10 protein-coding genes and 1 pseudogene are annotated in these 11594 nt (G+C 70.7%); 5 read left to right on the top strand and 6 right to left on the bottom strand.

Features of this window, described 5'->3' with window-relative positions:
- Positions 1–137 precede the first annotated feature (137 nt).
- Positions 138–899 carry a GntR family transcriptional regulator gene (locus ACZ5WE_RS29310; RefSeq protein WP_467693401.1) on the top strand — a complete coding sequence of 254 codons (762 nt, stop codon included), beginning with the start codon at positions 138–140 and terminating at the stop codon, positions 897–899.
- A 30-nt stretch (positions 900–929) separates the two neighbouring features.
- Here ACZ5WE_RS29310 and ACZ5WE_RS29315 read toward each other — a convergent pair whose 3' ends face one another.
- The 3 genes from ACZ5WE_RS29315 to ACZ5WE_RS29325 form a co-directional block, all read right to left on the bottom strand.
- Complete coding sequence (locus ACZ5WE_RS29315) at positions 930–2087, bottom strand: ROK family transcriptional regulator (protein WP_467693403.1); 1158 nt, start codon at positions 2085–2087, stop codon at positions 930–932.
- A gap of 107 nt (positions 2088–2194) precedes the next feature.
- A complete protein-coding gene (locus ACZ5WE_RS29320) occupies positions 2195–2770 on the bottom strand; it encodes a hypothetical protein (protein WP_467693405.1) in 576 nt (191 codons plus the stop codon).
- A gap of 16 nt (positions 2771–2786) precedes the next feature.
- Positions 2787–4364 carry an ROK family protein gene (locus ACZ5WE_RS29325; protein WP_467693407.1) on the bottom strand — a complete coding sequence of 526 codons (1578 nt, stop codon included), beginning with the start codon at positions 4362–4364 and terminating at the stop codon, positions 2787–2789.
- A 220-nt stretch (positions 4365–4584) separates the two neighbouring features.
- Here ACZ5WE_RS29325 and ACZ5WE_RS29330 point away from each other — a divergent pair, with 220 nt between their 5' ends.
- Complete coding sequence (locus tag ACZ5WE_RS29330) at positions 4585–6060, top strand: hypothetical protein (RefSeq protein ID WP_467693408.1); 1476 nt, start codon at positions 4585–4587, stop codon at positions 6058–6060.
- A gap of 44 nt (positions 6061–6104) precedes the next feature.
- Here ACZ5WE_RS29330 and ACZ5WE_RS29335 read toward each other — a convergent pair whose 3' ends face one another.
- Positions 6105–6767: a response regulator transcription factor gene (locus ACZ5WE_RS29335; RefSeq protein WP_467693410.1), complete on the bottom strand. Its 663-nt coding sequence runs from the start codon at positions 6765–6767 to the stop codon at positions 6105–6107.
- Between ACZ5WE_RS29335 and ACZ5WE_RS29340 the strand changes: the two genes are divergently transcribed.
- The 3 genes and pseudogenes from ACZ5WE_RS29340 (at position 6693) to ACZ5WE_RS29350 (ending at position 8934) form a co-directional block, all read left to right on the top strand.
- Positions 6693–7625, top strand: coding sequence for an ATP-binding cassette domain-containing protein (locus ACZ5WE_RS29340; protein WP_467693617.1), 933 nt, complete (start codon positions 6693–6695; stop codon positions 7623–7625). The two genes, ACZ5WE_RS29335 and ACZ5WE_RS29340, sit on opposite strands and share 75 nt — an antisense overlap.
- A gap of 2 nt (positions 7626–7627) precedes the next feature.
- Positions 7628–8364: pseudogene (locus ACZ5WE_RS29345) on the top strand (ABC transporter permease).
- Between the two features lie 99 nt (positions 8365–8463).
- Complete coding sequence (locus ACZ5WE_RS29350) at positions 8464–8934, top strand: hypothetical protein (protein ID WP_467693411.1); 471 nt, start codon at positions 8464–8466, stop codon at positions 8932–8934.
- Between the two features lie 27 nt (positions 8935–8961).
- Here ACZ5WE_RS29350 and ACZ5WE_RS29355 read toward each other — a convergent pair whose 3' ends face one another.
- The gene (locus ACZ5WE_RS29355; protein WP_467693412.1) at positions 8962–10035 is read right to left on the bottom strand and encodes an enoyl-CoA hydratase/isomerase family protein; all 1074 of its coding nucleotides are present in this window, start codon (positions 10033–10035) and stop codon (positions 8962–8964) included.
- A gap of 554 nt (positions 10036–10589) precedes the next feature.
- The gene (gene meaB, locus ACZ5WE_RS29360; RefSeq protein ID WP_467693415.1) at positions 10590–11594 is read right to left on the bottom strand and encodes a methylmalonyl Co-A mutase-associated GTPase MeaB; all 1005 of its coding nucleotides are present in this window, start codon (positions 11592–11594) and stop codon (positions 10590–10592) included.

An 11594-nucleotide genomic window follows, 5' to 3' on the forward strand; every position in this document is an offset into this window, starting at 1 on the left:
TGTGCACGCTGTAACGGATCCAGGATTGGTCTTGACCAAGGGTGGGGGCCGCTCTATCGTCGCAGAGATAGTGCAGGAACCTTTAATAAACAAGGGCGCTAAAAAGCCGTCGGCACACGGCGATTGCGGAGGACAGGGTGGGGACCACGCAGCTGGAAACGGCTCCGGAGCCGAAGTACTGGCACCTCAAGACCGTGCTCAGCGAGGCACTCGACTCCGAGTTCACCGTCGGCGAGATCCTGCCCAACGAGCGTGATCTCGCGGCCCGGTTCGGCGTGGCCCGCGCCACGCTCCGTCAGGCACTCGAGCAGCTCGAGCTGGAAGGCAGGCTGCAGCGCCGCCGCGGGGTGGGCACGACCGTCGCCCCGCCGCGGATGGGTGTGGCCGTCGGATCCGCACAAGGCACCTGGCCGGGCGAGGTCGGCGACGCCTGGCAGCCCGCCGACTGCGCGCCGGCGGTCCCGCCCGCCGAAGTGGCCCGCTCGCTCGCGGCCCGCCCCGAGGAGCAGGTGCACGTCGTGCGGCGTACGCGCGTCTCGCACGGCCAGCCCGTGGCCGCCGAGCTGCTGTACGTTCCGCTGTCATCCGTCGCGGAGCTCTCCGCCGTCGACGCCCCGTCCGGACCGGCACGCGCGCGCGGCGTGCTGCGCGAGCTGCACCGGCTCGGCCTCGAGGGTCAGGACCGCGCCGTCGAGCTCGGATCGGCCCGCGCGGACGACGCCAAGGCGCTCGACCGGCTGCCCGGAGCCCCCGTCCTCGTCGTGACGACCCGCTTCTTCGCCGAGGGACGCACCGCCGCGGTATCCGTGGCCACGTACCGCGCGGACACCTGCCGCCTCACGTTCGGCGACGCGGGCGGCGTCGAGATCCACCACGGCCCGGAGCGCCAGGCTTCCTGACGCCGCGCTTCCCGTGCACCGCGTGGCGCCTCAGCGCCGCGCGGTGACCGTCCCCTCGACCGCGAACAACTCCTCCTCGACATGGTCGAGGGCCAGGCGCAGCGCGCCGGTCGCGACGGCGGCCTCGCCGAGCATCGACAGGGCCACCCGCGGCGGCCGCAGGCAGTAACGCGCCAACTCGCGGCGCAGCGGCTCCAGAACACCGTCCAGGCCGGCCGCCCAGCCGCCCACGACGACCAGCTCGGGGTCCAGCGCGAGCACCAGCGCCGCCACGTCGTGCACCAGGCGCTGGATGAACCGCTCGACGGCCTGCCGCGCCCGTTCGTCGCCCTCGCGCGCGTGGGCGAACACCTCCGCCACCGCCTGCTCGTCGAGCGGGTGCAGCGGCTCGTCCGTGGTCGAAAGGAGCGTCTCCGGGGTCACGTCACGGCCAAGGAGATGCAGGGCTCCGATCTCCCCGGCGGCGCCGCCGTAGCCGCGGTGCAGCCGCCCGCCGATGAGCGCCCCGGCACCCGGGCTGAGCCCCGCGAGGACGAACACCACGTCGTCGGACTCGGCCGCCGCGCCCTTCCAGTGCTCCGCCACGGCCGCCGTGTTCGCGTCGTTCTCCACCAGAACCGGGCACTTGAAGGACCGACGCAGGCGCTCGCCCAGCGGGAGACCCGTCCACTCCGGCAGCGCCGTCCCGAGGCGCACCGTGCCGTCCGCCTCCACGATCCCGGGGCTGCCGACGCCGACCGCGCGCAGTGAGCTGCGGGCGACCCCGCAACGGCGCAGCAGATCGGCGACCGCCGTACGCAGGCGCTCGATGCGTTCGTCCGCCGACGCCGTCTCGTCCACGTCCTTGGCGGCGGTCCCCATCACCCGGCCGTCCAGGTCGGACAGGACGGCCGCCACCCGATGCGGGCCGATCTCCAGGCCGAGCAGATGCCCCGCCTCGGCCCGGAAGCGAAACCTCCGCGCGGGCCGTCCCTGGCGTCTGGCCGCGCCTTCCTCGGCTGCGGTCTCCACCACGAGCCCGGCCTCGATCAACCCTTCGACCACGCCCTCGACGGTCGGCCGTGAGAGCCCGGTCACCCGGGTGACCTCGGTGAGTGTCGCGAAGTCCGCCGCACGCAGCGCGTGCAGCACCACCGCGGAGTTGATCCGCCGCAGCAGAGAGGGATCCCCGCCGGTCAGCCGCCCCAACGTCCGTCCTCCCAGCTTGTGCGCATGATGGGCGGATCGTACTCGCCGGGGCCGACCGCTGCGAGTGCCGGGCCCTCCTGTGGCACGGAGTGCCGATCAACTGTGGCTCACCTCGGGCCGTCTCCCGCGCCGCGTCGCGGGCCGTCGGTGGGCGCCATGGTGTCCGCGCCCTGCTCGGCCGGGGCGAGAAGAGTCGCGAACACGGCACGCAGCTTGCCCGCGGTCTCCCGCGAGAACATGCCGACGAGCGCGCCCAGCGCGGTCACTCCGTACGGATTGATGTCGGCGGACGACGCCATCGTGGTGGTGAGTCCGCCGCGCAGCACGAAGTACACGACCAGCGCGAGACCCGCCCCGGCGAACGGCTCGACGATGTACATCAGCACCCAGCTGCGCCGCAGCCCGCGGTTGCCCACGTACCAGTAGAGCGAACGCAGCGTGTGTATCACCGCACCCAGCCCCCCGGCGGACGCGACGACGATGAACAGCCTCGTCTCGCGCAGCAGATCCGGGGACCAGAACAGCACGCGTACCTGCGCCGCCCTGTCCGCGCCCTGGGCGGCACCGGGTGTGGGAGCGGGTGGCCACGTCTGGACGAGCGCGACACCGAGCGTCGAAGCCATGAGGATCAGCAGGCCTGCCAGGAGGATGATGTCCCGCGTCCCTGCGTACTGGGTTCCCACGGTCGACGGACCCCGGTCATCGGCCATCATGGCTCAGGCACTGCATGGCCACCGCGGCGGCGGCCAGGGCGCCGACCCCGTCGTCGTAGGGCTTGGCTGTCAGAGTGACGTCGTCGGCGGCCGTCGAGAAGGCCTGCTGGCTCACCGTCCTGCGGACGGCGGCCATGAACAGTCGAGCCGAGTCGAATTCGCCGTCCGAGACCAGTCCGCCGGGGCCGTAGAGCACGATCCGGTCCGGGTTGGTCAGGTTGATCAGCGCCGAGAGGCCGAGCCCCAGGGCCTCTCCGGTCCTGCCGAGCACGTCCTCGACGTACTTGCGGCATGCGGCATCGGACAGCAGGGCCAGTGCGGCGTCCAGGCCTTCGGCGGACCGTTCGGTCAGACCACGGATGTCTTCGGCGATGACATCGGTGCCCGCGACGCTCTCGAGGCATCCGCGGTTGCCGCAGCTGCACAAGGGGCCGTTGGACTGCACCACCACGTGGCCGATCTCCCCCGCGGAGCCCGTCGCCCCGTGGTGGATGCGGCCGTTGACCATCAGTCCCGCGCCGACGCCCTGGTCGAGGATCACCGCGGCCTCGGTACGTCCGGTCGCGGGTCGGGTCAGGGAGTTCTCCAGCTGGGCGAGCGCGTTGGCGTCGTTCTCGAGGACGGTCGGCAGCCCGGTCGCCCGATGGAGCGGCTCCGCGAGGGAGAAGCGCGACCAGCCCGCTCCTACGGCGTAGTTGGGGGCGTAGACGACGTGGCCGCGGGCCGCGTCCACATGGCCGCCGATCTCAACTCCGAGCCCGACCCGGCCGGCAGCCGCCGGTGCCCGGGCCGACGGAGCCTCGGCGAGCAGTTCGCGGACGAACTCCGCGAGCACCGTGACCGCCTCGTGCGCGGTCCAGACGGGCTTCAGCCTGCGGTGGGCGCGCGCGATGGCTGTGCCCTTGGCGTCGGTCACGACACCTGACAGGTGTCCGGGCCGGACCTTGATCCCCGCGAAGTAGTCGAAGTCCGAAGGCTGTTGTCGGGGGTGGGGGCTGGGCTCGGGGTGGGCCTCGCGTCGGTACAGGCCGGTTTCCTCGAGGTACTGCCGGCCGCGCGGGGTGATGTCCCAGGAGTTCTGCCGCCACTCGCGGCGCTTCCAGGCCACATCGGCGTCGATCATCTTCCGCCCGATGCGGCTGACCTCGGTGATGTCCACGTCGAGTCGAGCGGCGAGCTGGGAGTTGCTCTGGCCCGGCTGCCGGGCCACCTCGACGAGGAACCGCGCCGCGTGGCCTGTCGGGTCGAGCGAGAGTTGCAGGGTGGACGGCAGGCGGCGCAGCGCCCAGTACGTCACATCGATGAGCCCGAGCAGGCGTCCACGTAACTCGGCGGACGACTCTCCCTGGCTGTCGCGCAGTTGGCGAAGGCGCCCGTACTGACGGCGCAGCCCCTCGTGAGCCGCCTCCAGAGCCTCTTCGTCGCCGGCCAGCGAGGCGTCGGTGACCATCATGCCCAGCGAACTGAACAGCCCGTCGGATATCTTCTCCGACGACTTCATTTCGTCGATCAGGCTCTGGACCTCGGTTGCTCGATCGTATCGATGGCGCCTTCCGTCACTCATGTCACTCACCGTTTCCCTCTCCCCCGAGTTGACCGACCTTTCCAGCGTGGAGCGATGTCAACTGAGTGTCAAGTGAGGGCGCCAAGATTCTTCTGGGCGTTTGCAAGATCCGTGCTGCCGTGTGTGTGGAATTTTCGTCAAGTTCTTTGTGAATATGACGGCGCGCTGCGTTAATATCTGGTTAAGCGGCATGGACTCGGGGGGGATCATGAACGAAAGTATGTCAGCAAGCGGTGGCAAACATTCGATCAAAGGTATTCTTCTGCCCACGGACCCGGCGGATCTCTTCGCGGTTCTCTACGACCTCCTCCCGGACCGTCCCTTCCGGGGACTCGAGGCGAACGAGTGGCACGGCGACGAGACCGTGCACCGGCTGGCCGAGGAAGTGTGCGAGGACGTGGAGTCCTTCGGCAGCGCCGACACCGCCCGCGTCGAGGAGGTCTTCGAGCGGTATGGCGACAAGGGTGTCTTCGCCGTACTGATCGGCCTTGACCAGGCACTCGGCGCTGTCAACCCGTTCAGTGGTGCGCGCTGCGCGTCGCTCCTGACCAGGATCGCCCGCCGGTACAACGAGAAGAATCAGCTCAATGACCCGGACGGAACGACGACCGGAAAGGTGCTGCCCCGCTGTACGCGGCCGGGGAAGCTGCTCGTGCAGCCCACGGGGAAGCCCGACTTCTTCAACAACGTGCATCGCGTGGCTGAAGACCACTGCAGGAACGTGCGCCACATCGGATTCAAGCAGCGAAACGGTGCACATTTCTCAGGAAAGAAAGCGATTCCTATAGGGTCTGCACCATTACTGGAGAGCTATGAGGATCTGGAGTTCGATTTTCCCCAGGTCGACGGCAAAACCTTTTACAAGGTGTTGCCGCAGGACGAACGTCTGCGCTACCGCATCGACCACGTGGTGAAGAACCTCGACGACTCGGGTGCGGAGATCGGAGTGATGCCGGAGAGCACACTGTCCAACGCGCTCCTGGACCACTGGGCCACCCACATCGGCAAAGACCCTGAAGGCAGCCGTCTGCGGTGGGTGCTCCTGGGAACCGGCCCTCTGGGCGAGGGTGACCTGCTGCCGAACCGTGCCGTCCTGGTGGACCGTTCCACCGGGGAGACCCTCCTGACCCACGACAAGATGCACGGTTTCACCATGGGCAAAGGGCAGGCGGACAGATGGCAGCTGCCGGGCCGTCCGGAGCACGAGGCGGCCGCGGAGTTCCTGGAGCGTGGAGACGTCGTCACCGTCGCCGAAACCGCGATCGGGCGTGTGGCGGTCCTGGTGTGCGAGGACATCAAGCAGTCGACCGACTGGGAGGCGCCGCTGCGTGCCTTCGGGGTCTCCCACCTCTTCGTGCCGCTGCTCGCCTCACCGATCAGCAGGGAGAGCGTGCGCTGGGACCGGCAGGCCGCCCAGCGGTGCGTCGAGGTGATCGGCGCCTGGGTCGTCCTGGCCAACAGCCTCGCCGTGGGCGCCACCATGAACCTGTCGGCGGAGAACTGCTTCAACACCCTCGTCGTCGGACCGCGGTTGCCCCGCTCGCTGGACAACGGCGACTGCGTCGCCCAGTTCGCCCGCTCGGAGAACGGTTCGGAGCTGGCCCGGGTCGTGGAACCGGACCAGGAGGGCGGGCCGCTGCGGCGCTACCCCGAGGAAGGGCCACTCCCGACGATCGTCCGGGGCGGTACCGCTTAGGACCCGACGGCATCGGGTGCCGGCCCGCCGGGGCGCCCGCTCGTTCACCCCGGCGCGACGAAACCGGATTCGTACGCGGCGATGACCGCCTGCGTCCGGTCGCGGGCCCCCAGCTTCGCCAGCACGGAACTCACATGCGACTTGACCGTTTCGGCGCCGACGATCAGCTCCTTCGCGATCTCCGCGTTCGACAGGCCGCGCGTCATGAGACGCAGCACGTCCGCCTCGCGTTCGGTGAGCGCGGCCCGGTCGAGGGCCGCCCTGGCCGCCGCGTTGCCGGGCCGCCGGCCGTACTCGCCCGCCAGCTGCCGCACCGCCGCGGGGAACAGCAGCGACTCGCCCTCCGCGACCAGACGGACTGCGTTCACGATCTCCGCCGGGCGGGCGCGCTTGAGCAGGAAGCCGTCGGCACCCGCGCGCAGCGCCTCGTACACGTACTCGTCGTTCTCGAAGGTCGTCACGACGAGGATCTTCGGCGGGTCCTGCACGGTGCGCAGAACCGCGCGCGTGGCCTCGATGCCGTCCAGGAGCGGCATGCGGACGTCCATGGCGACCACGTCGGGCCGCAGTTGACGCACGAGCGGAATCACAGCCGCGCCATCGGCCGCCTCGCCGACCACCTCGATGTCGGGCTGTGCCTCGAGGACCGCGCGCAGGCCCGCGCGTACGAGGGGTTCGTCGTCGACGAGCAGGACGGTGACCGGCATCCGGTCAGCGTAGATCACCCCGGGTTCCTCGGCCCCAACGGCGCCGGCAAGTCCACCACCATGCGGCTCGTCCTCGGTCTCGACCGGCCCACTTCGGGCACGGCGACGGTGGGCGGCCGCCCCTATGCGGCCATCGACGAACCCCTGCGCCGCGTGGGGGCCCTGCTCGACGCCCAGGCCGCACACGGATCGCGCAGCGCACGCAACCACCTCCTCGCCCTCGCCGCGAGCAACCGCGTCCCCGCCCGCCGGGTGGAGGAGGTGCTCGAAGAGGCGGGCCTCGCCTCCGTGGCGGGGCGCCGGATCAAGACGTTCTCCCTCGGCATGCGCCAGCGCCTGGGCATCGCGGCGGCGCTGCTCGGCGACCCGCGCGTCATCATGCTGGACGAGCCGTCCAACGGGCTCGACCCCGAAGGCATCATCTGGATCCGCGAACTGCTGCGGCGCCTCGCCCGCGAGGGCCGGACGGTTCTCGTGTCCAGCCATCTCATGAACGAGACCGCCACGTTCGCCGACCACCTGGTGGTCCTCGGCCGCGGCAAGCTGCTGGCGGACACCTCGATGCCGGACTTCATCGCGGCGCACAGCAGCCCGCGGGTGCGGCTGCGCACGCCGGAGAGCGACCGGCTGCGGGGGCTCCTGGAGGGCAAGGGGTACGCGATGACGGCGGGCGATGACGGCCGCTGGGCGGTGGACGGCGCGAAGTCCGACGAGATCGGTTCCCTTGCCGCGGGCCACGGCATAGCCCTCCTCGAACTCTCCGACGAGCAGGCCTCCTTGGAGCAGGCCTACCTCGCCCTCACGGCCGACGACACCGAGTTCGCCACTGTCCCCTCGACGCCCCGCCGGGAGGGCTGACCATGTCGACGACCGCCGTGCTCCGCTCGGAGTGGATCAAGATCAAGTCGGTGCGTGCCAGCCTCGGTTCGCTCATTGCCGTGTTCGTGGCCACCGTCGCCATCACCGTCCTCGCGTTCGCCGCGGTCGGCACGACGGAGGCGGGCAACGCCGAATACGAACCGCTCTTCGGTGCCTTCTACGCGCTCAACTTCGGCCAGATCGCCGCCATCAGCTTCGGAACGACGGCCATGTCCTGCGAGTACCTGAAGGCGCGCTGCGGATCTCGCTCTCCGCGGTGCCGCGCAGAGGGCTCTTCTACGGGGCCAAGGTCGCGGTGGTGGGCGCGCTCGCCCTCGGCGTGGGGGTACTCACCAGCTTCGTCGGCTTCCTGACCGGGCAGGCGTTCCTGGGGGAGTACGCCATCGGCCTCGGCCACGACGGTGCCGTCCGGGCGTGCGTCGGCGGAGGCATCTACCTCGCGCTCATGGCGCTGCTCGCCGCGGGCCTGACCATGCTGCTGCGCAGCGGCGTCGCCGTTCTGAGCATCCTCATCCCGTTCACTCTGATCGTGTCCTTCGTGGTCGGGGACGTGGCGAGCGGCGTCGCGGACTTCCTGCCGGACCGGGCGGGACAGCAGGTGCTCCACGAGAACCCGTCCGGAACTCTCGGGCCCTGGGCGGGGCTTGCCGTCACCGCGGCGTGGGCGGCCGCCGCGCTGCTCGCGGGCTGGTGGGCGGTGCGGCGGCGCGACGCGTGACGTGCCGTGCGGCTCGCGCCGTGCGGCTCGTGTCCGGATGGCGACGCCGAGGGCCTGACGGCGGGCCAGTTGTCAGTGGTGGCCGCTTTACTGGGTGTCATGAGTACCGCAGAGCATCTCGCCGCGATCGACCTGCTGCGCTCACGGGAGTTCCCCGCTGAGCGCGGCAGGTCGCCGTGCGGCGTCGGCGGTCCCGGGTATCACATCGCCGAGTTACTGACGAGCGGCGACTTCTGGGAGGACGACGGGACGGAGTGGGAGGCGACCTCGGACCAGTACGACGCCGAGCGCGACAGTCTGACGGTCCTGCTCGCCGAGCGCTGGGGAGCGCCCCGGATATTCAGCCTGGCGAGCCTCTTCGAGCGAGCGCAGGGCGAGATGTACGACGCCGGGGACGAGGCCGATGCGGCCGAGGACATACCGGAGCCCTGGGGCTCGCTGAGCTCCTCGGTGCCGGACCTTCATCTGTGGCGGGTGGACGAGCAGTGGATCGCTCTCGGCGTCTCCCAGTGGGACAAGGAACAGCCGTTCCAGCTGCTCGCGGTGGTCACGGAGATCGATCCGCCCTAGCGGGCGCGTCCAGGATCCGGATCAGGGTCACCGTGAGCCCGTCCCCGGGGCGAGACCGAGCTCGTCGCCGTCGCGCGGCGCGAAGTGGCGGGCCACGTCCGCTTCGGTCACCTGGGTGAGTTCGGCGGGGGACCAGTGCGGATCGCGGTCCTTGTCGACGACCTGGGCGCGGATGCCCTCGACCATGTCCGGCGCGGTGATCGCGGTGGCCGACACGCGGTACTCCTGGTCGAGCACCTGCTCCAGGGAGGCGAGGGCGCGGGCCCGGCGCAGGGCGGCCAGGGTGACCTTCAGGGAGGTCGGCGACTTGCCGAGGATGGCCTCGGCCGTCTCCTTGGCCGCCCGGTCACCGGAGTTGTACAGCCGGTCGACGATCTCCTCCACGGAGTCGGCGGCGTAGCAGGCGTCGATCCACTCGCGCTGGGCGGCGAGTTCGCCCCCGGGCGCGGCGGCGGCGTACTCCGCGACGACCTCGCTCACGTCGGCATCGGCAAGCGCGTCCGTGAACTCCGCCAGCCTCTCCGACGGTACGTAGTGGTCGGCCAGGCCGCACAGGAGCGCGTCGCCCGCGCCCACCGCCGAGCCGGTCAGCGCGAGGTGGGTGCCGAGTTCGCCGGGCGCCCGCGTCAGCAGATACGTACCGCCGACGTCCGGCACGAAGCCGATCCCGGTCTCCGGCATGGCGATCCGGGAGCGCTCGGTGACGATCCGCACGCTGCCGTGCGCCGAGACGCCGACCCCGCCGCCCATCACGATCCCGTCCATGACGGCCACGTACGGCTTCGGATAACGGGCGATGCGGGCGTTGAGCCGGTACTCGTCACGCCAGAAGGCCACGGACGCGGCGCCGCCCCCCGCACGGATGTCGTCATGGATGGACCGGATGTCGCCCCCCGCACACAGTCCTCGCGCACCGGCGCCGGTGAGAACGACGGTGGCGACGGCGTCGTCCCGCTCCCAAGCGGTGAGCGCGTCGTCCATCAGCCGGACCATGGCGTGGTTGAGGGCGTTGATGGCACGGGGGCGGTTGAGGACGATGTGTCCCGCGCGGCCGTCGGTGCGCAGGAGGACGGGAGCTTCGTCGGAGTCAGCGGTGGGCATGGGGCGGGTGGCTCCTTCGACGGGTGATGCGGGCATCCGGGTGCGTGCCGGGCGGGGCGCGCACAGATCGAATCTACGGCGTGACGTCGCCGGGCGGCGGAGGGGGCCATGGTCAGGGCGAGTGGAAGGTGACCTGCGGGCCGGCCTTCGAGGGGCCGTCGAGGAGGAGGCGGCGCCGGTCGCGGAGAAGCTTGTCGAAGAAGGCCGCCACATATCCGGTGGTGATCTCTCCGACCGCTTGCCGGAGAGCGGGGCCGACGGATCGGTCACGTGAACTGACCGCCGAGTATCGGCAGGTCGGTGAAGGTGAGATGGCCGGAGTCAGCGACCGTGAGCCAGCGCTTGCAGCCGTGCAGGCGGTGCTACTGACGTGGCCAGGTGGCATCTTCGGCAAGGGGGTTGTGGTCCTTGCGGTGCCGAGCACGAGGAGGGGGCGGCCGGTTCCGGCCGACGGGGCCGGGGCGAAGAACGAGCGAGTCGTCCGGCATCGACCAAGGTGCTGAGCAACCCACTACTTTCGTCAGGGTTCTCGTGGGTCAGCCCGGCCGGCACGGTCAGCCCGAACCCTCCCCGCCCCCCTGAAACGCCTCCAGAATCCGCTCGGCCGCCAAAGTAGCCGTCAACGTGCCCTCCCGTACCCGCTGTTCGAGGTCAGGGGCCATATCCCGTACGGCGCCGTTCCCCCGCAGCCGGTCCAGGAGCTCGTCCCGCACCATCGTCCACGTCCAGTCCACCTGCTGGTCGCGTCGCTTGGCGGCGAGGCGGCCCGTGGAGTCGAGGAGCGTGCGGTGCTGTTCCAGGCGGTCCCACACCTCGTTCAGGCCGCTGGACTCGCGCGCGCTGCAACTGAGCACCGGGGGAGTCCAGGCCGCGTCCGCCGGGTGCATGAGACGTAGCGCGCCCGCGAGTTCACGCGCCGCCGAGCGCGCGTCACGTTCGTGCGGGCCGTCCGCCTTGTTGATGGCGAGGACGTCCGCGAGTTCGAGGACCCCCTTCTTGATGCCCTGCAGCTGGTCGCCGGTGCGGGCCAGGGAGAGGAGGAGGAACGAGTCGACCATGTTCGCCACCGCCGTCTCCGACTGGCCCACGCCCACCGTCTCCACGAGCACCACGTCGTAGCCCGCCGCCTCCATCACCACGATCGACTCGCGCGTCGCCTTCGCGACCCCGCCGAGTGTCCCCGCGGTGGGCGAGGGGCGCACGAACGCCGCCGGGTCCACCGCGAGGCGTTCCATCCGCGTCTTGTCGCCGAGGATCGAGCCGCCCGTGCGCGTGGACGACGGGTCGACGGCGAGGACCGCGACCCGGTGCCCGAGGCCGGTCAGCATCGTGCCGAGCGCGTCGATGAACGTGGACTTGCCCACGCCGGGCACCCCGCTGATGCCGATCCGCCGCGCCCGCCCGCTGTGCGGAAGCAGCTGGGTCAGCAACTCCTGGGCGAGGGACCGGTGTTGCGGCCGGGTCGACTCGACGAGCGTGATGGCACGCGCGATCTGCGCCCGCTTCCCGTCGAGTACGCCCTTGACGTAGGCGTCGATGTCGATCCGCGGCGCCGCCAT

It is taken from the genome of Streptomyces sp. NPDC033180 (genome assembly GCF_055577645.1).